The organism is Bacillus sp. FSL E2-8868 (assembly GCF_038005505.1).
Lineage (GTDB): Bacteria > Bacillota > Bacilli > Bacillales > Bacillaceae_G > Bacillus_A > Bacillus_A mycoides.
Window position 1 is genome coordinate 1415433 of record NZ_JBBOTI010000001.1, and the last position, 22435, is coordinate 1437867.

A 22435-nucleotide genomic window follows, 5' to 3' on the forward strand; every position below is an offset into this window, starting at 1 on the left:
GAACCATAATAGGCTCCTTAATTTGATTCAGAAGTTGTGTAGTTTTTCTTGATGATATCTTTTATGTTGATAATTAAGGATATAAGGAATCCAGCAGCTAGGATACCGTTTACCCAGTAATATGTATTCCCGGATGTAAATTTATTATAAAAGGAATCGATATTATAATACACTAAGCCTGCTGAAATGACGGTAGAGATTACTAACGTACCAAAACTTTTCATGACGCTGCCCTACGATTCTGAAATTTTAGACTTTTAATACAATTACACATTTAAATAAAAAGGTTTACAAAGGAATTACCATAAGGAGGAGTTATAACGAGTTTCTTCCAATTGATGGTTTTTATTTTTGAAAAAATAACTATTTTATAAAAATATTTTTTTGACCCCCATAAAATTATTTATTCCTTCGAATATATATAAGTAGAAGAAAATAAATGAAAGAAAAAGCTAAAATTACCAAAAATATAGCGAAGAGTTATTCAAAGATTGCAGCTAAAATAGAAAAGAGCAAGTGGTATTGCAAAAGAAAACAAGAAAGTAATACAAAATACAGACTTCACTTTAGTACAAGTGGAAAAAATAGTCATATAAAAAGTCGGCCTCGAAAAATATGAGCACCAGCAAGAAGACAAGCCCAAAGAAAAGTACTAAGAAAATGTGGTTAAATGGTCACTTGTTTAGTGGCCATTTTGCTATTTGAAGCAGAAGGAGGCAGGGAGATTACTAGTGTTGAGTTTAGTAATGAAAATCTTAAAAAAAACGAAAATAGAAGATATCGTATTTAACATACAAAACAACGGAGGAGATAAGGAAGCTTTTATCGTACAGTATCAGCCGTTTATTAGAAAATCAATCTCGTCTGTCTGCCGCAGGTACATTACAGAACAGGATGATGAATATAGTATTGGATTGTTTGCGTTTAACGAAGCAATTGAACAGTATTCATATAAAAAAGGAAAATCTTTTCTAGCGTTTGCTGATCTTCTTATAAAAAGAGATGTAATTGACTATATACGCAAGGAGTCTAAGCATAATCTTGTCTTTTTAAAAGAAGATAAGCAAGAGGAAATATTAGAAATACAAGTATCGCTTACGGAGTATATGAAAGAGATGGAAAATAGTAACCGTAAGGAGGAAATTCTTCATTTTCAAAGTGTGCTAGCTGAGTTTAAAATCACATTTTCAGAGCTTGCTAAGGAATCCCCTAAGCATCGTGATACGCGTGAGCACTTAATAGAAATTGTAAAGATTATTATAAAAGACGAGAAAATGATGGAAGAGCTGTTCCGAAAGAAAAAGTTACCCCTTAAACATATTGAACCACGTGTTAGGGTAAGTCGTAAAACGTTGGAGCGACATCGAAAATACATTATTGCGATGTGTATTATCTTTGCAAACAACTATACATATATTCTGGATTATATAAGAGGGGAGAAGCATGATGAATAAAGGAATTGTGATGGATATAAAGAAACATAACGTAGTTGTTTTAACTCCAAATGGAGAGTTTATTACGTTTAAAAGAAAAGTACACTCTTACATGATTGGAGAGGAAATCTCGTTTAACGAACAAGAGCAAAGAGCACCGCGTTTTTCAATGCCACCTTTCTTAAAGCCTACAACAGTAATTGTTGCTGGTTTTCTATGCGTATTGCTGTTTTTCTACAATCAACCGGAAGAAAAAGTGTTTGCTTATGTCTCAGTTGATATAAATCCAAGTTTAGAGGCGAGCGTAACGGAAGATCTTCGTGTTATAGATTTGCGGGCTTGTAATGATGATGGAAGGCGTATTTTAAAAGAAATGAAAGAGTGGGAAAATAAGCATCTGCAAGACGTAATACGTACTATTATAAAGCAGAGTCAAAAGGATAAGTACTTAACGAATGATAAGCAAGTTATGCTAACAGCTGTTACAAAGGACAAGTCGTTAGAACCTCAGTTGGAAAAGGCTATGCAAGAATTAAAGAAAGAGTATGAGATAAAACATATTACAGTTGAATATCAAAGCAGTACGATGCAAATGCGGGAGGATGCCAAGAAAGCAGGGGTTGGAACGGGCGTTTATATAAAACAAGAGAATGAGAAGCAAAAATCGCTTACTCCACCTGCACCTCCGTCTAATCAAGAACAACAAAAGTCATCTTCTGATGCATCATCGGACGCATCTCCTGTAAAAGAAGAAAGCAACGAGAAGAAAGAGCATATAGAACAAAAGCAATCTAAGGAACAACAACCGAAGCAAATAAAAGAAAATAATGGGAATCAGCAAGAGAACAACGGAAGAGGATCACAAGGAAATAATGGGAATGGGCAAGGAAACAACGGCAGAGGGTCACAAGGAAATAATGGAAATGGGCAAGGAAACAACGGCAGAGAGTCACAAGGAAATAATGGAAATGGGCAAGGAAACAACGGCAGAGGGTCCCAAGGGAATAATGGAAACCAGCAAGGGAACAACGGAAGAGAATCGCAAGGGAATAATGGACATCAGCAAGAAAACAACGGTAGAGGTCCACAAAAAGAAAATAATGGACACCAGCAAGAAAACAACGGTAGAGGTCCACAAAAAGAAAATAATGGACACCAGCAAGAAAACAACGGTAGAGGATCACAAGGGAATAATGGGCATCAGCAAGAGAATAACGGAAGAGAATCGCAAGGGAATAATGGGAATGGTCAAGGGAACAACGGAAGAGAATCGCAAGGGAATAATGGGAATGGGCAAGGAAACAACGGAAGAGAATCGCAAGGGAATAATGGGAATGGTCAAGGGAACAACGGAAGAGAATCGCAAGGGAATAATGGGCATCAGCAAGAAAACAACGGTAGAGGATCGCAAGGGAATAATGGGCACCAGCAAGGGAACAATGGCAGAGGGTCTCAGTAAGGAAAGCTCCTACCACATAATATTTAGTGAAAGAAAAATCTATAGAATATTGAACGGAGGGGAGATTCCTTCCATCTGAAGATATTTTTTAACATTTTTTTAAAATGACGGACATAAAATCGTATATCCTTTCGAATTATATATATGGATATCATTAATGTTTATATAAAAGGGGAGAAAAAATATGAAAGAAATGTATGAAGAAATCACTGAAGTATTGAAGGTATTAGCACATCCTGTTCGTTTATCATTAGTAAAAATAATGCTTGCAAAAGGTCCTATTAACGTAACGACAATGTATGAAACATTACAAATGCCTCAAAGTACAATTAGTCAACATTTATCTAAACTAAAAGCTACAAAGGTCGTTACAGGTACTCGGAAAGGGTTAGAAATTTATTATGAAGTAACAGATAATCGTACAAAAGCGATATTATTAAGCTTGGCTTAAAGGGTAACTGTTTAGATTTCAAAATTAAGTAAGCAATTCAGCGACTATAATTTTCTTATTAACATTAGTCGTATGTGTTGTTGTTTTTAATTTGTTTAATACATTTCTTTAGTAGGGTCTTGCCGTATCACTATCAAGCTAAAGTTTAAATGGATTATAAAAATGAAGGTTTTCTTATTAGGGTCTTTTTGTTAGCTTGATAGTGATGTGACATTCCCACTAGTATGTAAAGAATTTGGTAGTTTTTTTAGTCATGTAATCTTTTGATCTGATGGTCTTTTCCCCATTCAAATAGTTCATCCATAATTTGCATTAAAGATTTTCCATGTTCGCTTATTGTGTACTCAACCTTTGGTGGTACTTCTTGATATACAGTACGATGGATAATCCCATCAGCCTCAAGTTGCCGAAGTTGCTGTGTGAGAACTTTTTGTGTAATGTTTGGAATTTCTCGTTTTATTTCATTTGTTCGCATTTTTCGATCCGCCAAAACACATAAAATATGAATTTTCCATTTTCCACCGATCACGTCGAGTGTCGTTGCGATTGGGCAATTATCATTTTGATTCATATAACACCTCCAAAGGTACTTTAAGGTTCCTATAGCACTTTAAAGTACGTACTTTTCAATTATATGTGACTCATTCATACTAATACTAAAGCGTTTGAATTATTTATAAGGGGGAAGAAAATATATGAAAACACTTGTAATTGTAGCACATCCTGATATTGAAAAGTCTCGAATTAATAAAAGATGGGTAGAAGAACTTGAGAAATATCCAGATGAAATAACGGTGCATGAATTATATAAAGTGGCACCAAATTGGCAATTTAATATTGAAGAAGAACAAAAGCTGTTAGTAGAGCACGACCGATATATATTCCAATTTCCACTCTACTGGTATAGCTCACCACCATTATTAAAAAAATGGTTCGATGATGTATTAACATATGGATTTGCCTATGGATCAAAAGGGGATAAAGTGAAGGGGAAAGAATTTGGTGTAGCTATTTCTATAGGTGGGTTAGAAAAAGACTATAAAAATAGCGGAATTACAATGGATGAATTAACGAAACCATTCCACGCTACGAGCTTATATACAGGAATGGAATTTATACCATCATTTTATTTATATGGTGCGGAATATGAAATCAGTGATGAAGAGATTGACAAAAGTGCACCTGAGTATGTGAAATATGTGATGAATAAGGAGTTTTCTAATATATAAGGAGAAATAGCCATTTACTTGTTAAGTAGATGGCTATTTTTGTTTATCCCGCATTAACCGCCCGTAGGGTGTGGACTAATAATCAGTGGGGATGAACACCTCACATCGACTAAAGATTCACTTCATTTAAATTCACTAAGTTTAATCTTTAGTAAATTAATAATTAATTTGGTAAAATAAAAACCCTAACATATATAAAGGGGAGTTTTACTTGAGAACGATGCGACAATTATTACAAAAAAGAGCAATGCAGTCACCAAATTTGGAAGCGCTTATCTGTGGAGAGAAAAGGTATTCGTTTCAGCAGTATAATGAACGAGTAAATCAGCTTGCACATTATTTGTTACATACCGGTGTGGAAAGAGGGGATCGTATAGGAATTCTATGCAAAAATAATCATCCGTTTCCAAGCGTTATGATGGCAAGCTTAAAAATTGGAGCGGTATTTATTCCGCTTAATCATCAGCTTACTGCTTATGAATTAGAATCGATTGTAAAAGAAGCGAGATTAAAAGTATTAGTTATTGATGATGAATTTAGTGAAGTTGTATTAAAGATTAATGGAGTTAAAGAAATTCCTTATGTAATTGAGACGACAAAAGAAGGATTTGGCTCATTTGAATTAAAATTAAAGGAACAGCCAATAACAGAGCCGAATGTGGAAGTTCATGAAGATGATGATGCCATTTACTTATTTACTTCAGGAACGACTGGACAGGCAAAAGCATGTGTAATTGGTCATAAAAACTTACACCATTATTTTACTGAAATTGCGGGGCAAAGAGAAATTCCAGCAGGTGAACGCTTTTTATCAGTGCACCCATTGTTTCATATGAGTGGCGTGCTTTCTATTTTAAATTGTATTTATCATGGCGTTACGATGGTCTTTTTAGCTGATTCGAATCCTACTCTTATTTGGGATAAGATTGAAGAAGAGAAAATTACTACGATGCTTGCGTTCCCAGCTGTTTATAGTTACATGCTTGATGAATTAGATAATAAAGAGCGCAATATTTCGACCTTTAAAGTAGCACAAAGTGGTGGTACAAAAGTGCCAGAAACACTTATCCAAAAATATATGGAAAAAGGAATATATATGGTGCAAGGTTATGGGAGTACAGAAGGTTGGGTAGTAACTTCTTGGCATCCAAATATGGGAAAAGAAAAAATGTCTTCTGTAGGGAAAACTTTGAAACATGTAGAGCTGAAAATTGTTCATCCAGAAACAGGTGATGAGCTAACAACAAATAAAGTTGGAGAGATTCACGTGAAAAGCCCGTACATGTTTAAAGGATATTGGAATAATGAAGAGGCAACAAAGAAGGTAGTAAAAGATAATTGGTTTAACATGGGTGATGCCGGTATGATAGATGATGATGGATTTCTACATATTATGGGAAGATATAAAGACGTTATCGTACGCGGTGGTGACAACGTATATCCAGATCAAGTAGAAGATGTAATTCATGAAATAAATGGCGTTTTAGAAGTTGCAGTAGTTGGGATTCCAAATGACTTTTGGGGGGAGGTCCCAACAGCTTACATTGTAAAGGACATTCAAACGTCTTTAACAGAAGAAGAGATTATTCAGCATTGTAAAGAAAAACTAGCAAGCTATAAAATACCAGAAGTTGTATTTATGGACGAATTACCGAAAAACGCTTTAGGGAAAGTGTTGAAGAGGGAATTAAGGGATGTTTTTTTTGTGAAATAAAAGGTTATTAAATAATGAAGAATCCAGTTATGTAAAAAGCATAACTGGATTTTTGTTTATAAAAAACATAATGATTTACTAGATTTTGTATTTTGTGTAAGATAATAAAGAATATTCAATTAACAATTAAAGGAAGAGATATAAATGAAGCTGCCACTATTACAAGTAGAGACAGAGAGACTGATTATTCGTCCATTTCAAAAAGAGGATTATGAAAGTTGGTTAGATGGATTCAATAAGAGGTTACCATCTCAATATAAATACGATGATGGCTATCATGACATGTCGTCTTCAACGAAAGAATGGTTTACGGAATGGATAAGAGGATTTGATGAGGCGGCACGACGGGATGAAATGTATGTGTTAGGTATTTTTCAGAAAGAAGATGGCGCCAATATTGGAAAGCTAGAACTTATAAAAATTTTACGTATGGACTATCAATGGGCAATGATGGGTTACTCTATTCATAATCAACATTGGAAAAATGGATACGGAGTAGAAAGTGTAAAAGCTGCGCTGCCGTTATTTTTTAATGGCCTTCAATTTCATAGAATCGAATTACATATACATATCGATAATAAGCCATCCATTCGTCTTGCAGAAAGAGCTGGTTTTTCATTTGAATGTACGAGAGAGGCATTTTCTATGGGGAATGGTAAGTGGGCAGATTTTCTTATTTATTATAAAAATAAGGAGATGGATATATGAGGGTACTTATTACAGGTGGAAATCGTGGATTAGGGTTACAGCTAGTGAAAGTGTTTCATGAAAATGGACATATTGTTTATCCGCTAGTTAGAACTGAGGTTGCGGTAACGCAATTGAAGAAAATGTTTAGTTCTAGATGTTTTCCTATATTAGCAGACTTATCGATTGATGAGAGTACGGAGCAAATTAAGAACCAGCTGGAGGAATATACAAAGTATATTGATCTAGTTATAAATAACGCTGGAATTACTGGTAAGGAAACCGAGATTTCACGTACAAATTCTGAAGAGTTAATGGAACTATTTAATGTTCATTGCTTAGGAGTTATTCGAGCTGTAAAAGGTACATATGTGGCTTTAACTAAGTCGAATCAACCAAGAATAATAAATGTATCCTCTCGTTTAGGTTCATTACATAAAATGGCCGGAAAAGAATTTCCACAAGGGAAGTTCTCATATTCATATCGGATCGCAAAAGCTGCACAAAATATGTTAACGCTCTGCTTACAACAAGAGTTTGAGAATAAAGGAATTGGTGTAACCGCAATTCACCCTGGGAAGTTAAAGACTGACATTGGTGCTTTTGATGCGAATATGACTCCGGCTGAAGGAGCACAAAATATATATGATTGGGTAATAGATTCAAATGAGAAGGTTTCAGGGAAGTTTATTGAGCCGGGTGTAGGTGAAATAAAGTGGTGAAGTACGATCTTACAAGTATTAATAATTGGAAAATTAGAAGAAGATTAGGGGACAAAGAAATGAAGACTATAAACGTATTTCATTACGACGCATTTACGAATAAACCAAATATGGGAAATCCAGCAGGTGTTGTACTAGAGGCGGATGGATTAACGGAAGAGGAAATGCAGCGTATTGCTGAAAAGGTTGGATTTAACGAAACAGCTTTCGTTCTTTCTTCAGAAGTAGCAGATATAAGAATTCGCTATTTTACACCTGGGCATGAAAATGATTTATGTGGTCATGCGACAGTAGGGACAATATATGCACTTCATAAAAGAGGAATATTGGGAGGGAAACATAATTTAACGATTGAAACGAAGGCGGGGGTTTTACCAATACATATAGATGCGAATGAAAATGGGGAAACTTTTATTAAAATGAGACAAGCAATACCTAAGTTTCAAAGTTTTGCAGGTTCCAAAGAGGCATTAGCTTACAGTATGGGTCTTGAAGTAAATGATTTAGATGAAAAATTACCGATTGTATATGGAAGTACTGGTATTTGGACTTTAATTGTACCTATTAAAAAACTTGAAGCATGTGAAAGGATGAAACCTAATAATAGTGAATTTCCATCTGTATTAAAAGAAATGCCAAAGGTTGCTATTCATCCACTTTGCTTGGAAACATATGATGCAGAAGCAAAAATGCACGGTCGTCATTTCTCATCACCTTATTCTGGAACAATAGAAGATCCTGTGACAGGAACAGCTTCAGGTGTAATGGGAGCGTATTATGCGACGTATTTGGAGAAAGATTTTGGCCATGAACTGGAGTTAATCGTTGAGCAAGGACAGGAAATAAATAAAGATGGTCGTGTAATGGTTTATGTAACGAAAGATGTAGAAAATGATAACTTACAAATTGATATTGCTGGAACAGCGGTGTATGTGAAAGAGTTTGAAATTTCAATATAAAAGAATAAAGCCCAGCACATAGCTGGGACTTCTCTTTATCTGTTCAACACTTCAATATAAGAAGCATCTCCAGCTGTTCTAATAGTAGAGCGGAAATTGTTGTGTTCTAACGTTTCAGCAACTTGTTTTAATTGCTGTGCATCATCGTGATGAATGAGTAAACTATCTGCACCACTTTCTTCTATATGAATATGCTCAACATTTCCAATCGCTTCATGTATAGCTTTTAAAAATTCAGGTTTCATATTGTCCTCCTATATATATGTAACGTCGTTAAATAGTATTTCCTTATTTTTGAAATATAAAAGTAAATGAAAGGAGAAATGAAAATGAATATAACGCAGTTTAAAGAACATATTACATCACTTTTTGAAGAGCACCTTAATAAATACGGTGATGACGAGTATGGCTTCACTCACATTAGTAAAGAGGAATTTCACAAAATAGGTTACACGACAAATTTGACGCTAGAGACAATTGAAGAAGCATATCAAAATGGGGTAGATATGATAGTTACACATCATGCACCGTGGAGTTTTCTATTCGGTATGGAAGAGGCTTGTATTGAGAAATTAAAAGAATATGAAATGAATCATTTTTGGATTCATTTGCCGTTAGATTTCGTAAAGTTTGGCACGTGTACGTCGTTATTTAATGAAATTGGGATAGATACAATACTGGAATATTCAACGTATGAGGAAGAAGAGCTACCGGGAATAGGAGAATATAAAGAAGCGATTCCCTTTTCAAATTTAGTTGAAAAACTTGAAGAGAGAATGGAAGAGAAAGTGAAGAGCTGGAAAAATCATGACAGACCAGTGAAACGGATTGCGATATTAACAGGTGCAGGAAACAATACAAACCTTATTGAGCGTGCGCTAGAAAAAGGTTGTGATACGTACATAACGGGAGAAAAAACATTATATACAGTGCAACATGCGAAATTTAAAGGCATCAATTTGATTGTAGGAAGCCACACATTTACAGAAGTATTTGGTGTAGAAAGTTTGGCTCGTAAGTTAAAAGAAAGAGATCGTGCAATAGAGATTATTAGATTAAATGAAGAGCATTTGGAGTGAGGGAAATGGTAACTATATGCGCAAATTATGGGGAATCAAAAGTGAGGTTAACGTGGAAAAAAGATTGTATATTGCCAGAATACGAAAGAATCACGAGTGTTCACGGTTTTTGTTTTCATAATAATAAGGTTTTACTGATAGACCATGAGCAGCGTGGTTGGGACTTTCCTGGTGGGCATATAGAAGAAGGGGAACTACCAGAAGAATGTTTTAAAAGAGAAGCGTGGGAAGAAGGTTATGTAAAAGGAGAATGTACTTTATTTGGATATATTATCGTTGACCATAGTGATAATCCAAATTGGAATGAAAATAGTCCGTATCCAAAAGTAGGGTATCAGCCGTTCTACCGGATGGAGATTAATGAAGTGCATAAGTTTGACGGTGAGTACGAATCCGATAAAAGGATGTTTGTTAGAGTAGAAGAGAGTGCAGCGTATCATTATAAATGGAATGAATTATATGATGAAATCTTGAAGGAAGCCGTTTTAATAAAATAAAAATTAATTTCTGCAATATTAAGATGTTAGAAGGGATTCTCTTGCAATTGTCAAATAATAGTAAAGTTGTCTTTTTAATTGAGGGAATCTTCGGAATTAAAGGGTGAGAGAATGGATATTTCAATAATTGTTGCACAGCTAGTTAAGGAGAAAGTTATTTCACATGATCCAAATAGTGTAAAAGCGTTGAACGGAGGAACGACAAGTACTGTATATTTGTTGGACGAAAAATATGTAGTAAAGCTGAATGAAGCGGAAATAATACGTGAAGAAGCTAATTTTCTCTCATTTTATGAGGAGAATAGTTTATTTTCAAAGCTTTTGTATAAGGAACCTTTACATACATATTTCGTGTATTCTTTCCTTGAAGGTAATACTTCGTGTAAACAAGGATATAAACGAAGTACGCTTCGTACACTTGTAAAAGAAGTTATCAATAAGTATAAAATGGTTCCAGGGGCAGAAGGCTGGGGATGGAAAGAAAGTCCGGTTCAATCTTGGAATGAATTTTTAACGGCAAATGTGATGGAAGCTTATGAAAATGTAAGACGTTACATAAGTGAGGAAGATTATAGAATTGTTCTTAAACTAGCAAATAGGGAAGCCGGAGTAAATCAGCCATTTTTATTACATGGTGATTGCGGATTCCATAACTTTATATTTCAAGAAAATAAGTTATATGGCGTGATAGATCCTTTACCAGTGTTAGGGGATCCTCTATATGATTTAATTTACGCGTTCTGTTCAACTCCGGAAGATTTAACAAAAGAAGTGATTGGTTATGCGATAAAACCATGTATATTTCATAAAAAAGAACGAGATTTATATGAAGAAATAGTCATAGGTTTATATTTGCGTATAGATACATGTTTGAGACACCACCCGAAAGATTTAGAAGATTACTTAGTAGCTTGGCGTTATTGGATGAACGAAATTGAGCCGGCTTTATAGTACAAATAGTTTGGGGGAGATAGTGAAATGAACATAGCAGAAGCAAAACGAGATTTAGCACAAAGAACGAAGAGGGGAATTCCTGTTATAATAGCTGGTATTTTGTTTTGGATTGTAGCGAGTGTAACGGGTATTCTTCTTTCAGAAAAACAAGTTGTGTGGGTGTATTTAATTGGTATGGGTTGTGTATTTCCTTGTGGCTTAATGATAGCTGCTATATTGAAAATTGATATGTTTGCGAAAGGAAATTCGCTAGGGACTTTAGCTGGAATAATTGGTGGGATAAATGTATTAAATATTCCGTTAGTGTTACTTGCATATTTTCAATTTCCAGAATGGTTACCTTTTGTAGTAGCAATGTTAATAGGTGTTCATTTTGTACCGTACGTATGGATTTATGAAAGTAAAAGTTATGGTGTATTGTCAGTAGGAACCGTATTTGTGACGTCAGTTTGCGGGATTCTTTTTGCAGACAATGGACTTATTGTAATTCCATTGTCAGTTACAGCTGTCTATTTACTGACTCTAATAGGTTTAGTAATCGAAAATAAAAAAGCAGAAAACTATCAACAAATATCAGCTTAATAAAAAATTAAAGGGATAGGGGAATGACTATGAATAATTTCGTTTGTACAACGTGTGGCGTGCAGTATGCAGCGAGTGTGGAAGAACCGGTAAGTTGTGTTATTTGTGATGAGGAGAGACAATATATTAATCCGAAAGGGCAGTCTTGGACGAGTTTAGAAAACTTGCAAACGAGTGATACATATAAAAATGAAATTATAGAAGAAGAAAATGGGCTTTATAGTATTACGACAAAACCAGAATTTGCGATCGGTCAAACAGCATTTGTAGTAAAAACAGAGTCATATCGTTTGTTATGGGATTGTATTACTTATTTAGATGACACGACAATTGAGAAGGTAAAAGAGTGGGGCGGATTAGATGCAATTGCACTATCTCATCCGCATTATTATTCAACACAAGTAGAATGGGCAGAAACATTTGATGTACCAATTTATATACACGAAGACGATAAAGAGTGGGTTATGCGCCCGAGTAGTCGTATTATTTATTGGACTGGTGAGTCTTTACAATTAGCAGATGGAATTACTGTGCATCGTCTCGGAGGACATTTTAGTGGCGGTTCTGTATTACATTGGGAAGAAGGAAATGATGGGAAAGGTATATTATTAACAGGTGATATCATTCAAGTTGTAGCGGATCAACAGTGGGTGAGCTTCATGTACAGCTATCCAAACTTAATTCCATTACCGGCGAGAAAAGTTGAGGAAATGGCGAATCGAGTGAAACCGTTACAATTTAATCGTTTATATAATGCTTTTCACCGAGTAGTAAAAGAAAATGCAAATGAGGCAGTGGAACGTTCTGCTGAAAGATATATGAAAGCGATAGAAGGAAAGTTGTTTCATACGTAAAAGGAGTGCTAGATTAATGAAAACGTTAGTATGCTTTGGCGATAGTATTACAGCTGATGAAATGTTTTTTGATGGAACACCGAGATTAACACCACGTTTGCAAGAGATGTTTCCAAATTGGAAAGTGGTTAATGCGGGTGTTCCGGGTGATAATACTTTCGATGCGTTAAATAGGATAGAAGATGATGTACTATCACATAAACCAGACTTTGTAACGGTTTTTCTTGGTACAAATGATGCGGTCTCTTTTTCTCAAGTGTCATTACAAGTATACAAAGAAAACTTAGAGAAGATTGTGAGCATGATCTCACCAGAAAAAGTATTACTTATTAGTCCTGCACCGGTTGATGAAGCAAGGCAACATAATAGAACGAATGAAGTACTCGGCCAATATGCAGACGTGGTTGAGGAAGTGGCGAAAGAAACAGGAAGTCATTTTTTAAATTTGTATGCTGAAATGATTCAAGAACAGCATTATAAAAAATTTGTAGAAGATGATGAAAAAGACGGTTTACACTTTGGACCACAAGGTTATGAGTATTTAGCGAAGTTAATTTGTGAAAAATTAAAAGGGATTCTGTAAGAAGCAAAGCTTGGGCGCTTTGCTTTTTTTGTATTCACATAAGTAAAATATAGTATCTTTTCGCAAGGGCATTGTAGCAAGGCAAAAATGCAAACACCTTAATATATTCTAATTAATCACAGAAATAGACAATTCCTGTACTAAATGTTTAGTACCTATAGCACTTTAAAGTACATACATTTTTAATGTGTTAAATATAATTCATAATAGCACCAGTAAGAAGAAAACAAGCGTTACGGTACTATAGAATCTGGTAATTCTAAAAAATGCCAATGTGGTATAAGACAATTAGGGAGGTTAAAGATATGAGTACTTCAAATTTGAGTGAAATAAGTAAACAAATATTAATAGAGGAGGAAACACTTCAATTTTCCTCTTTTACAAATGAAGATGCCTTGCAATTAGGTTTATATATCGTTGAAACAGCAAAGCGAGAGGGGAAATTGATTGCTGTTGATATAGCCAAAAATGGTGTGCAATTATTTCATTTCAAGATGACGGGGACAACTGAGGAAAATACGAAATGGATTGAGCGTAAAAAACGGGTCGTTTCCCTGCATAATCATAGCTCGTATTATATGCAGATAGAAAGTGAAATAAGCGGAGTTCCATATCATGAAAAATACCGTTTAGATGGCTCGGAATATGCTGCGTTTGGTGGATGCTTTCCTATCCAAATAAAAAATGTAGGGGTTATTGGAATGATAACAGTCTCAGGATTACCACCAGAAGTAGATCATGAATTGGTTATAAGAGCAGTTAAAAATCATTTGAATCAATAATAGAAGTAATTTTAATAGTTAAATAAAAAGGCAAAAATGAACATATTCCTGTTCGTTTTTGCCTTTTTATTATTTATTTAAGGAAATGGACAGGGAGATGATATCCCTAAAAAGTACAAAGAGAATGTAGCGTGGATTCTAAGGGTCAACGTTTTCCTAGTAAACAACCATTTAAAGATATTATGAAATAAAAAATCTTCAATTCGAAACACTTTGCTTGACGATTATAATCTATGTAGTTAATATGATACACATAAAATAACTTAATTACTTTTAATAATTAAGTTATTTTATATAAGTCACGGTAGGTAAGTAGAATGTGGTAAAAATGCTTTGAATTGCCACTATTAATATTGGGGACAATTAGAAAGCGACAACTATAAAAAATTAGAAGTTAAGAAATAAGATTGGATCAACAATAATAGTAGCTTCTGTACAATGCATTTTTACTATAGTGACAATGACTATACATCACGAGGGGGGACTGAAATTGGAATCAATGACCTTTGTTTTATTTGGAGCAACAGGGGATTTAGCTAAAAGAAAAATTTACCCCGCGCTATATAACTTATATAGAGATCAAAAGCTTCCAAAGCGAATATCCGTTATTGGGCTTGGAAGGCGTGAAGTATCTCATTTAGATTTTCAAAAAAGAATAAAAGAATCCATAGAAACTTTTTCTCGTCGCAGAGAAGAAGGTACTCCGAAAATAGAAGATTTTTTAGAGTATTTTCGTTATTGTCCGTTAGATGTGAATAAGCCAGAAGATTATAAAAGGTTATTACAAGTAGTTCGTGAAAGGGAAGAAGAACAAAATATACAAGGGAATAGAATGTTCTACCTTTCAGTTACTCCGGACTTCTTTGAGACAATTGCTTTAAATATTAAAGAAAGTGGACTTGATAAAACGGATGGATGGAAGCGCCTGATGATTGAAAAACCGTTTGGTCATGACCTTAAATCTGCCCGAGAGCTGAATGATAAGCTTAGCCGAACGTTTGAAGAAGACGAAATATACCGTATTGATCATTATTTAGGTAAACCGATGATTCAAAATATTGAAGCACTTGAATTTGCAAATCCTGTTCTCCAATCGATTTGGAATAAAGAACATATTGCGAATGTACAAATAACAGCTAGTGAAACGGTTGGGGTAGAAGAAAGGGCAGGATATTATGATCATGCAGGAGCCATTCGCGATATGGTTCAAAATCATATGTTGCAAATATTAATGATGACTGCTATGAATTTGCCGGAAAAAATTAATGCATGTGAAATTCGTGAGGAAAAACGAAAAGTGATGGAGACTCTTCGTAAAGTGAAAAAAGAAGACGTTCAGAACCATATCGTTCGCGGGCAATATGCTTCAGGGGAGATAAAAGGACAACAAGTTGTAGCGTATAGGGAGGAGCCAGGAGTAAATCCTTCTTCTCAAACAGATACATTTGTTGCGGCTCGCCTATGGATCGATAACCCATTTTGGACTGACGTTCCCTTTTATATACGAACAGGAAAAAGAATGAAAGAAAAGTCTACTCGTATTGTAATTGAGTTTAAAAATACATTAAAACAGCAATATCAAGATAGTAATCCAAATGCAGAGCCTAATTTGTTAATCATTGAAATTAGCCCAAATGAAAATGTTTCACTCCAATTAAATAGTAAAAATCCATTGAACAATGGAGAGCTTGAACCGATCCGTATTCATTTTACTTGTGAGCAAACAGGAGTGGGAATACCTGAAGCCTACGAAAGGCTTATCTATGATGCTGTATGCGGAGATTCTACATTCTTTGCACATTGGAGAGAAGTTGAGTTGTCGTGGGAGTGGGTGCAGCCAATACTTGAAGCATTCGAAGAAAATTTGTTACCTCTTCATGAATATGAGTCTGGCTCGTATGGTCCGGATACTGCTCATGCTCTATTACAAGAAAGTGAATTTAAATGGTGGTTAGATGAAGGATTGAAAAAATAAGTACATTCTTATAAGTAAAGCAATATGAAAAAAGATATTCATCATTTTATTAACATGTATTTATGATGAAAGGTAATTCAAGGAGGAATTATATTATGAGAGTAGGATTAATTGGTTTAGGTAAAATGGGATTAAATTTAGGGAAGAATTTAATGGATCATAAACATGAAGTAGCTGCATTCGATTTAAATACGAGTGCGGTGGAAGAAATGAAAGAGTATGGTGCTACAGGTGTATCTAGTTTAAGCGAACTCGTTCAATCATTGGAATCACCAAGAATTCTTTGGGTAATGGTTCCGCACGCTGTTGTTGATTCTGTTATTAATGAGGTTACACCGTTGTTATCAAAAGGAGATATTTTAATTGAAGCTGGGAATTCACATTATAAAGAGTCTATTCGCCGATATGAGCAACTAAAGACAGATGGCATTCACTTTATGGATGCAGGAACTTCTGGCGGAATGGAAGGTGCTCGAAATGGTGCTTGTTACATGATCGGAGGAGACCAAGAAGCTTGGGACATCGTTGAACCTATCTTCCGAGATACAGCTGTAGAAAATGGATACTTATATGCTGGCAAAGCTGGTAGTGGTCACTTTTTAAAAATGATTCACAACGGAATTGAATACGGAATGATGGCTGCTATTGGTGAAGGATTTGAGGTTTTAGAGAAGAGTGAATTTGACTACGATTATGAAAAAGTATCAAAAGTATGGAACAACGGTTCAGTCATTCGCTCTTGGTTAATGGAATTAACTGAAAATGCATTTTCTAAAGATGCAAAACTGGATGAAATTAAGGGCGTTATGCATTCTTCTGGTGAAGGGAAATGGACAGTAGAAACAGCATTAGACCTTCAAACAGCAACTCCTGTTATCGCGATGTCTTTATTAATGCGCTACCGCTCATTAGACAATGATACGTTTACAGGAAAAGTTGTAGCAGCTCTGCGCAATGAATTTGGCGGACATGCAGTAGAAAAGAAATAAACATTTTAAAATTATAACTCGTTAGCGTTTAAAAAATGGAGGGAATGAATCATGAAGTTTTTTATCGATACTGCAAATCTTGAGGACATAAAAAAGGCATATAAACTAGGGGTTTTAGCTGGCGTTACAACGAATCCTTCTTTAGTAGCGAAAGAGGGCATTAAGTTTGAAGACCGTATTGCAGAAATTTGTCAGGCAGTACCTAACGTTGAATCTGTTTCGGCAGAAGTAACTCCAGATGTTGTTGCAGCTGAAGAAATGATCTCCCAAGCAGAAGAACTAATTAAAATTAACGGTGGCGATAAAAACATCACGATAAAACTTCCGATGACATTAGCAGGATTAGAAGCTTGTCGCTATCTTACAGAAAAAGGTGTGAAAACGAACGTTACACTTATTTTCACTGTGAACCAAGCTCTTTTAGCTGCCCGAGCAGGTGCAACGTACGTTTCTCCATTTTTAGGTCGCTTAGATGATATTTCTGAAGATGGCGTATTATTAGTTGCTAAAATTGCTGAATTATTCGATGTTCATCAATTAGATACACAAATTATTGCGGCTTCTGTCAGACACCCAGACCATGTCACTCGTGTAGCGATGGCAGGTGCTCACATTGCAACAATTCCTTATAAAGTCATTGAACAACTTGCTATGCATCCACTAACAGATCAAGGTATTGAAAAGTTTGCTGCGGATTGGGCGAAAGCGCCTAAGTTATAATGAAATGAAGATTTCACTTTTCAAAATAGCACTATAGTTATGAAAAGGACCTCCTTATGAGAGAGAAGCTTATTAAAACGTAGCTCTCATAAGGGAGCGTCTTTTTTGTATACATCATGGTGCTCTTTTGTTATAGGAATAATTTGAAAGGGGTTACATAGTGAGCTCGAAATATATGATTGGTGTAGATATTGGGACAACTAGTACAAAATCAGTTTTGTTTTCGATTGATGGATCAGTTATTGCAAGTCATGGGATTGAATATCCTTTATATTCTCCCGCACCAGAAACAGCAGAACAAGATCCAGAAGAGATTTTTCAAGCGGTCATACATACGATTAAAGAAACTATACAATCAAGTAATGTGCAGCCAGTTGATATTCTTTGTGTTTCTTTTAGTTCGGCAATGCATAGTGTCATTGCTGTAGACGAAGCAGGGAAGCCGTTAACGAGATGTATCACTTGGGTAGATAATAGAAGCGCCAGCTGGGCAGAAAAAATAAAGAATGATATGAATGGTCATGAAATTTACCTTCGTACTGGAACACCAATCCATCCTATGTCACCACTTTCGAAATTAGTTTGGCTTAAGAATGAACATGATGAGTTGTTTGCAAAAAGCTATAAATTCATCTCTATTAAAGAGTATGTTTTCTATAAGTTATTTAAGGAATATGTAATTGATTATTCTATTGCATCAGCAACAGGAATGTTCAATTTGAAATCTTTAAAATGGGATGAGGAAGCTCTTCGTGTTGCAGGAATTACCGATGAAAAGTTATCTACAGTTGTTCCAACGACGCACAGTTTAATAGGGATAAATGAAGAACTTGCAAGAGAGATGAATGTACTTGTTGCTACTCCTTTTATAATCGGTGCGAGTGATGGGGTACTATCGAATTTAGGTGTAAATGCAATAGAACCTGGAGTAGTTGCTATTACAATTGGTACGAGCGGTGCAGTGCGAGTTGTCACAAATCATCCTGTAACGGATCCGAAAGGTAGGACTTTTTGTTATGCGTTAACTGAGGACCTTTGGGTAATTGGTGGACCGGTTAATAATGGTGGTATGATTTTTAGGTGGGTTCGCGACCAATTATGTACGTTAGAAGTTGAGCATGGGAAGCGTTTAGGAAAAGATCCATATGAAGTGCTTACGGAAATAGCGGCAAAAGTGAATCCTGGATCTGACGGTTTATTATTTCATCCATATTTAGCAGGCGAAAGAGCTCCTTTATGGAATGCGAATGCGCGGGGATCTTTCTTTGGGCTTGGACTACATCATAAGAAAGAGCATCTTATACGTGCTGTTTTAGAGGGGATCATTTATAACTTGTATACAGTTCTTCTTGCGTTAAAAGAACTAATTGGCGAACCGAAAAAAATTCAAGCGACAGGTGGTTTTGCAAGGTCAGAACTTTGGAGACAGATGATGGCGGATATTTTTCATCAAGACGTATACGTTCCTGAAAGTTTCGAAAGTTCTTGCCTAGGAGCGGCAATCCTCGGTTTATATAGCTTAGGTGAAGTAGATACATTACATGTAGTTTCTAATATGGTAGGTGCCAATTTTTATCATGAGCCAAACATGGAAAGTGTGGAGAAATATAAAGATTTAACACCGATCTATATTCGTTTGGCCCGTCACTTGGAAGAAGAATATGAAAGTATAGCAGCTTTTCAGAAAAAGTGGGTTTAGAGGCTATTTGGCAGAAAAATATGGTAGCGTATAAAGAGGTACTCTGATTTTTTAGGATACTCTTTCAATGAATAATAGTTTTAGGTTGCTTAGTAAGAAGTGTGATGAACAAAAACTATAGGGAGAGGGTTATGAAAATGACGGATAACAAAGAGTTTATTGGATATGTTGGAACTTACACGAAAGAAAATAGTGAAGGAATATATACTTTTACTTTAAATACGGAAGCGCAAAAAGTTAGTAATGTAACACTTGCGGCTAAGCTGGATAACCCTACATATGTAACGATTAGCAAAAGTAATCAATATCTCTATTCTGTTGTAAAGGAAGGAGAAGCTGGTGGTGTAGCTGCTTATTCGATTAATAGTCATACTGGAGAGCTAGAGGAACAAAATAGACAAGTAGTAGTAGGGGCTTCTCCTTGTCATATTAGTGTGGATAGTGGAAACCATACGGTAGTTACAGCAAATTACCATAAAGGAACGATTGAGTCTTTTGAAGTAGATGAAGAAAATGGAACTGTAAATCCTACTGCATCTATTATGGCACATGAAGGTTCAGGTCCAAATAAAGAAAGACAAGAAAAACCACATGCACATTACGCGGGGTATACTCCTGATGAAAAATATGTGGTAGGTGTTGATTTAGGGATTGATAAAATAATTACGTATGGAATAAAAGATAGTACATTAAAAGAAGTGAATAGCTTGTCTGTGAACCCAGGAAGCGGTCCAAGGCATATTACTTTTCACCCGGACGGAAAGTACGCTTATGTGATGACTGAACTTAGTTCGGAAGTCATTGTGTTAACATATCATCCGGAAGAAGGGTCTTTTACAGAGTTGCAGTATATTTCTACTGTTCCAGAAGAGATTGATGGAAATAGTCAAGGAAGTGCTATTCATATTTCTTCTGATGGCCGTTTTGTATATGTAGCGAATCGTGGTCATAATAGTATTGCTGTTTTCAGTGTGGATCAAAATTCAGGTCAGCTTACATTTGTGGAACATACATCTACAGAAGGAAATTGGCCGAGGGACTTTGTGTTAGATCCTACTGGAAAATTTCTTATTGCTACAAATGAAAAGTCACATAATCTTGTGCTATTTTCAAGAAATGAAACGACAGGGAAGTTAACACTGTTACAATCTGATGTTGTTGTACCAGAGCCTGTTTGTGTTAAGTTTTTAAATGTTTAATTTATGATTGGTAGAATTTCTATATACCCCAAAAACAGAAAAAAGCAAAGCGATATCGCTTTGCTTTTTTCTATTTCTTTTTCGGTCTACGTACTAACTCTCCACCGCAGTTTGGGCAAACATTTTGCCTTTCCTCTGTACATGGTGCACAAAATGTACATTCATACACGCATATGTATGCTTCAGAATCGGGCTGAAGGGAATGGTCGCAAATTTGACAGTTTGTTTTCATTTCTAATGCCATAGTAATCCTCCTTGTTATTTGAAAGTTCTTAATTTAATTATAATTAACATTGTAGTGGATGTCCTTTTTAAATGAAAAGAAATAAAAGGATTATGTTGTTGTTTGAAATGAAATAAGTCTATTTATTTTAAAATTGATTATTTATTGTAGTTGGAATATTATGAAATAGTCAAAAGACAACAGGGGGTATATATTTTGACTAATAATAACGATTATTTTCATGTAGAAGAGGATGTAAATCACAATAGTTTAAAAGCAGATTGTGAAAAGTGTTTTGGTTTATGTTGTGTAGCATTACCGTTCGCAGCGTCAATAGATTTTGCGGTGAATAAAGATGGTGGTAAACCTTGTACAAATTTACAATCAGATTATAAATGTAGTATACATAGAGATCTTAGAGGAAAAGGGTATAAAGGTTGTACAGTGTTTGAATGTTTCGGTGCTGGACAAAAGGTTTCTCAAGTTACGTTTAAAGGAATTGATTGGCGGAAAGATGCTCAGCATGCGAGAAAAATGTATGATGCTTTTCCGGTAATGCATCAACTTCATGAAATGCTTTGGTATTTGAATGAGGCTATTCTATTAAAGGCGACGCAGACAATTCATAAAGAGCTGAAGGAAGCAATTGAAGAGACTGAGCGTCTTTCTAATTTAAGTCCAGATGAGTTAATGGAAGTAAATGTGCCATTACACCGTGCAGAAGTGAACATTCTCCTTTTAGAGACGAGTGAATTAGTTTGGAAAGAAATGAATGATGCACGTAAGAAACGAATCAGTCACCGAGGTGCAGACCTTATGGGAGCGAATCTGAAAAAGAAAGATTTACAAGGAGCAAATTTAAGAGGGGCGTATCTTATTGCGGCTAATTTACGAGATGCAAATTTAAGGGGAGCGGATCTCATCGGAGCAGACTTGCGAGATGCAGACATTCGCGGGACAGATTTTACAAATAGTGTTTTTCTTACGCAAGTTCAAATTAATGCGGCGAAAGGGGACAAACATACGAAATTACCGAAAGTGTTGTCTCGTCCAGCACATTGGACTGTGTAAAGTGTAGGGAGTTGTAATAGTGTGGATATTTTTCAGTATTTAGAGGAAATGCAGGAAGATGTATTTTTGTTATCAGTATCTCAAATAGAATTGAAGTATTATGATGTTTGTCGCACACTAGCGTCAAGTGAGGATGCGGAGCGCATTAAATTGATTCCATTAGATTCATACAAGGAAAGTATGAGGATAGGTTTGAAAGAAGCGTTAGAAATTGCTGAAAGTGAAGAAGCAAAGGCGATTTATTTTGAGTATGATCTTGATAATGAGTGGGATAGTCAGTTTTATATTTGTGACGATTATATGTTTCTTGAAGAAGAAGATGAGGATTGGGCAAGTGATTGGACGGATGAAATAGAAGGACCATCTTTAGGAGAGTTAGCTGATATTTATGGTGAAAATGGCTTTGATTCAGATAAAAAGGCTGTAGGTATTACTTTATATTTAATCGCAAGAACGGTGTGTAGTTTTATAAGTGCATGCAGTGGATTACAAAGTAATATACCAATTTGCATCGGTTTTCACGACCAAGACCCAATTATGCGAACAGGCAGAGACTAAGTCTCTGCCTGTTTTT

General features: G+C 35.5%; 26 protein-coding genes. 22 read left to right on the forward strand and 4 right to left on the reverse strand.

Annotated features, from left to right (window positions below; genetic code table 11):
- Positions 1–17: 17 nt before the first annotated feature.
- On the reverse strand, positions 18–224 hold the full coding sequence (locus NSS74_RS07400; protein WP_000834521.1) for a hypothetical protein: 207 nt from the start codon (positions 222–224) through the stop codon (positions 18–20).
- 507 nt (positions 225–731) lie between these two features.
- On the opposite strand from NSS74_RS07400, the gene sigI reads away from it, so the two are divergent.
- From sigI to NSS74_RS07415, 3 genes are all read left to right on the forward strand, one after another.
- Positions 732–1454: an RNA polymerase sigma factor SigI gene (gene sigI / locus NSS74_RS07405; RefSeq protein WP_002128341.1), complete on the forward strand. Its 723-nt coding sequence runs from the start codon at positions 732–734 to the stop codon at positions 1452–1454.
- The gene (locus NSS74_RS07410; RefSeq protein ID WP_340813344.1) at positions 1447–2892 is read left to right on the forward strand and encodes an anti-sigma factor domain-containing protein; all 1446 of its coding nucleotides are present in this window, start codon (positions 1447–1449) and stop codon (positions 2890–2892) included. The genes sigI and NSS74_RS07410 overlap by 8 nt, the downstream gene beginning before the upstream one ends.
- A gap of 184 nt (positions 2893–3076) precedes the next feature.
- A complete protein-coding gene (locus NSS74_RS07415; RefSeq protein WP_000661861.1) occupies positions 3077–3343 on the forward strand; it encodes an ArsR/SmtB family transcription factor in 267 nt (88 codons plus the stop codon).
- A gap of 247 nt (positions 3344–3590) precedes the next feature.
- Here NSS74_RS07415 and NSS74_RS07420 read toward each other — a convergent pair whose 3' ends face one another.
- Positions 3591–3914, reverse strand: coding sequence for a winged helix-turn-helix transcriptional regulator (locus tag NSS74_RS07420; RefSeq protein ID WP_002142555.1), 324 nt, complete (start codon positions 3912–3914; stop codon positions 3591–3593).
- 124 nt (positions 3915–4038) lie between these two features.
- Between NSS74_RS07420 and NSS74_RS07425 the strand changes: the two genes are divergently transcribed.
- From NSS74_RS07425 to NSS74_RS07445, 5 genes are all read left to right on the forward strand, one after another.
- The gene (locus NSS74_RS07425) at positions 4039–4572 is read left to right on the forward strand and encodes an NAD(P)H-dependent oxidoreductase (RefSeq protein ID WP_002033303.1); all 534 of its coding nucleotides are present in this window, start codon (positions 4039–4041) and stop codon (positions 4570–4572) included.
- A gap of 211 nt (positions 4573–4783) precedes the next feature.
- The gene (locus NSS74_RS07430; RefSeq protein ID WP_033709305.1) at positions 4784–6286 is read left to right on the forward strand and encodes a class I adenylate-forming enzyme family protein; all 1503 of its coding nucleotides are present in this window, start codon (positions 4784–4786) and stop codon (positions 6284–6286) included.
- 144 nt (positions 6287–6430) lie between these two features.
- Positions 6431–6994 (forward strand): GNAT family N-acetyltransferase, encoded by a 564-nt coding sequence (locus NSS74_RS07435; protein WP_002142553.1) that lies wholly within the window; start codon positions 6431–6433, stop codon positions 6992–6994.
- The gene (locus tag NSS74_RS07440) at positions 6991–7695 is read left to right on the forward strand and encodes an SDR family NAD(P)-dependent oxidoreductase (RefSeq protein WP_002142552.1); all 705 of its coding nucleotides are present in this window, start codon (positions 6991–6993) and stop codon (positions 7693–7695) included. The genes NSS74_RS07435 and NSS74_RS07440 overlap by 4 nt, the downstream gene beginning before the upstream one ends.
- A 59-nt stretch (positions 7696–7754) precedes the next feature.
- On the forward strand, positions 7755–8654 hold the full coding sequence (locus NSS74_RS07445; protein ID WP_002142551.1) for a PhzF family phenazine biosynthesis isomerase: 900 nt from the start codon (positions 7755–7757) through the stop codon (positions 8652–8654).
- Between the two features lie 35 nt (positions 8655–8689).
- Here the strand turns inward: NSS74_RS07445 and NSS74_RS07450 are convergent, their stop codons facing one another.
- The gene (locus NSS74_RS07450) at positions 8690–8899 is read right to left on the reverse strand and encodes a hypothetical protein (protein ID WP_002066340.1); all 210 of its coding nucleotides are present in this window, start codon (positions 8897–8899) and stop codon (positions 8690–8692) included.
- A gap of 84 nt (positions 8900–8983) precedes the next feature.
- Here NSS74_RS07450 and NSS74_RS07455 point away from each other — a divergent pair, with 84 nt between their 5' ends.
- The 12 genes from NSS74_RS07455 (at position 8984) to NSS74_RS07510 (ending at position 20567) form a co-directional block, all read left to right on the forward strand.
- Positions 8984–9733 (forward strand): Nif3-like dinuclear metal center hexameric protein, encoded by a 750-nt coding sequence (locus NSS74_RS07455; RefSeq protein WP_002142550.1) that lies wholly within the window; start codon positions 8984–8986, stop codon positions 9731–9733.
- A gap of 5 nt (positions 9734–9738) precedes the next feature.
- On the forward strand, positions 9739–10230 hold the full coding sequence (locus NSS74_RS07460; RefSeq protein ID WP_002014049.1) for an NUDIX hydrolase: 492 nt from the start codon (positions 9739–9741) through the stop codon (positions 10228–10230).
- 111 nt (positions 10231–10341) lie between these two features.
- On the forward strand, positions 10342–11181 hold the full coding sequence (locus NSS74_RS07465) for a phosphotransferase (protein WP_002142548.1): 840 nt from the start codon (positions 10342–10344) through the stop codon (positions 11179–11181).
- Between the two features lie 27 nt (positions 11182–11208).
- The gene (locus tag NSS74_RS07470; protein ID WP_002033311.1) at positions 11209–11766 is read left to right on the forward strand and encodes a DUF7010 family protein; all 558 of its coding nucleotides are present in this window, start codon (positions 11209–11211) and stop codon (positions 11764–11766) included.
- A gap of 29 nt (positions 11767–11795) precedes the next feature.
- Positions 11796–12620 carry an MBL fold metallo-hydrolase gene (locus NSS74_RS07475; protein WP_002033312.1) on the forward strand — a complete coding sequence of 275 codons (825 nt, stop codon included), beginning with the start codon at positions 11796–11798 and terminating at the stop codon, positions 12618–12620.
- Between the two features lie 16 nt (positions 12621–12636).
- Entirely contained in the window at positions 12637–13203 is a 567-nt protein-coding gene (locus tag NSS74_RS07480) for an SGNH/GDSL hydrolase family protein (RefSeq protein ID WP_002142547.1), read from the forward strand.
- A gap of 305 nt (positions 13204–13508) precedes the next feature.
- Positions 13509–13985 carry a heme-degrading domain-containing protein gene (locus NSS74_RS07485; RefSeq protein ID WP_002033314.1) on the forward strand — a complete coding sequence of 159 codons (477 nt, stop codon included), beginning with the start codon at positions 13509–13511 and terminating at the stop codon, positions 13983–13985.
- Between the two features lie 490 nt (positions 13986–14475).
- Positions 14476–15960: a glucose-6-phosphate dehydrogenase gene (zwf, locus tag NSS74_RS07490; RefSeq protein WP_002142544.1), complete on the forward strand. Its 1485-nt coding sequence runs from the start codon at positions 14476–14478 to the stop codon at positions 15958–15960.
- 95 nt (positions 15961–16055) lie between these two features.
- Positions 16056–16949, forward strand: coding sequence for a phosphogluconate dehydrogenase (NAD(+)-dependent, decarboxylating) (gnd, locus tag NSS74_RS07495; protein WP_002033317.1), 894 nt, complete (start codon positions 16056–16058; stop codon positions 16947–16949).
- A 51-nt stretch (positions 16950–17000) separates the two neighbouring features.
- A complete protein-coding gene (gene fsa / locus NSS74_RS07500) occupies positions 17001–17669 on the forward strand; it encodes a fructose-6-phosphate aldolase (RefSeq protein WP_000667685.1) in 669 nt (222 codons plus the stop codon).
- A gap of 157 nt (positions 17670–17826) precedes the next feature.
- On the forward strand, positions 17827–19368 hold the full coding sequence (gntK, locus tag NSS74_RS07505; protein WP_033716381.1) for a gluconokinase: 1542 nt from the start codon (positions 17827–17829) through the stop codon (positions 19366–19368).
- Positions 19369–19505: 137 nt separating this feature from the next.
- Positions 19506–20567 carry a lactonase family protein gene (locus NSS74_RS07510; protein WP_002142541.1) on the forward strand — a complete coding sequence of 354 codons (1062 nt, stop codon included), beginning with the start codon at positions 19506–19508 and terminating at the stop codon, positions 20565–20567.
- A 70-nt stretch (positions 20568–20637) separates the two neighbouring features.
- On the opposite strand, the gene NSS74_RS07515 is transcribed toward NSS74_RS07510, so the two are convergent.
- Positions 20638–20811 (reverse strand): DUF1272 domain-containing protein, encoded by a 174-nt coding sequence (locus NSS74_RS07515; protein ID WP_001162783.1) that lies wholly within the window; start codon positions 20809–20811, stop codon positions 20638–20640.
- Positions 20812–21006: 195 nt separating this feature from the next.
- On the opposite strand from NSS74_RS07515, the gene NSS74_RS07520 reads away from it, so the two are divergent.
- Positions 21007–21861: a pentapeptide repeat-containing protein gene (locus tag NSS74_RS07520; RefSeq protein ID WP_002142540.1), complete on the forward strand. Its 855-nt coding sequence runs from the start codon at positions 21007–21009 to the stop codon at positions 21859–21861.
- 21 nt (positions 21862–21882) lie between these two features.
- Positions 21883–22419, forward strand: coding sequence for a hypothetical protein (locus NSS74_RS07525; RefSeq protein WP_002142539.1), 537 nt, complete (start codon positions 21883–21885; stop codon positions 22417–22419).
- Positions 22420–22435 lie beyond the last annotated feature (16 nt).

Bases quoted from the DNA above. Each gene is read 5' to 3' on its own strand.
- NSS74_RS07400 (WP_000834521.1), bottom strand. From the start codon at position 224: ATGAAAAGTTTTGGTACGTTAGTAATCTCTACCGTCATTTCAGCAGGC.
- NSS74_RS07410 (WP_340813344.1), top strand. From the start codon at position 1,447: ATGAATAAAGGAATTGTGATGGATATAAAGAAACATAACGTAGTTGTT.
- NSS74_RS07415 (WP_000661861.1), top strand. From the start codon at position 3,077: ATGAAAGAAATGTATGAAGAAATCACTGAAGTATTGAAGGTATTAGCA.
- NSS74_RS07420 (WP_002142555.1), bottom strand. From the start codon at position 3,914: ATGAATCAAAATGATAATTGCCCAATCGCAACGACACTCGACGTGATC.
- NSS74_RS07425 (WP_002033303.1), top strand. From the start codon at position 4,039: ATGAAAACACTTGTAATTGTAGCACATCCTGATATTGAAAAGTCTCGA.
- NSS74_RS07435 (WP_002142553.1), top strand. From the start codon at position 6,431: ATGAAGCTGCCACTATTACAAGTAGAGACAGAGAGACTGATTATTCGT.
- NSS74_RS07440 (WP_002142552.1), top strand. From the start codon at position 6,991: ATGAGGGTACTTATTACAGGTGGAAATCGTGGATTAGGGTTACAGCTA.
- NSS74_RS07445 (WP_002142551.1), top strand. From the start codon at position 7,755: ATGAAGACTATAAACGTATTTCATTACGACGCATTTACGAATAAACCA.
- NSS74_RS07450 (WP_002066340.1), bottom strand. From the start codon at position 8,899: ATGAAACCTGAATTTTTAAAAGCTATACATGAAGCGATTGGAAATGTT.
- NSS74_RS07455 (WP_002142550.1), top strand. From the start codon at position 8,984: ATGAATATAACGCAGTTTAAAGAACATATTACATCACTTTTTGAAGAG.
- NSS74_RS07460 (WP_002014049.1), top strand. From the start codon at position 9,739: ATGGTAACTATATGCGCAAATTATGGGGAATCAAAAGTGAGGTTAACG.
- NSS74_RS07465 (WP_002142548.1), top strand. From the start codon at position 10,342: ATGGATATTTCAATAATTGTTGCACAGCTAGTTAAGGAGAAAGTTATT.
- NSS74_RS07470 (WP_002033311.1), top strand. From the start codon at position 11,209: ATGAACATAGCAGAAGCAAAACGAGATTTAGCACAAAGAACGAAGAGG.
- NSS74_RS07475 (WP_002033312.1), top strand. From the start codon at position 11,796: ATGAATAATTTCGTTTGTACAACGTGTGGCGTGCAGTATGCAGCGAGT.
- NSS74_RS07480 (WP_002142547.1), top strand. From the start codon at position 12,637: ATGAAAACGTTAGTATGCTTTGGCGATAGTATTACAGCTGATGAAATG.
- NSS74_RS07485 (WP_002033314.1), top strand. From the start codon at position 13,509: ATGAGTACTTCAAATTTGAGTGAAATAAGTAAACAAATATTAATAGAG.
- gnd (WP_002033317.1), top strand. From the start codon at position 16,056: ATGAGAGTAGGATTAATTGGTTTAGGTAAAATGGGATTAAATTTAGGG.
- fsa (WP_000667685.1), top strand. From the start codon at position 17,001: ATGAAGTTTTTTATCGATACTGCAAATCTTGAGGACATAAAAAAGGCA.
- NSS74_RS07510 (WP_002142541.1), top strand. From the start codon at position 19,506: ATGACGGATAACAAAGAGTTTATTGGATATGTTGGAACTTACACGAAA.
- NSS74_RS07515 (WP_001162783.1), bottom strand. From the start codon at position 20,811: ATGGCATTAGAAATGAAAACAAACTGTCAAATTTGCGACCATTCCCTT.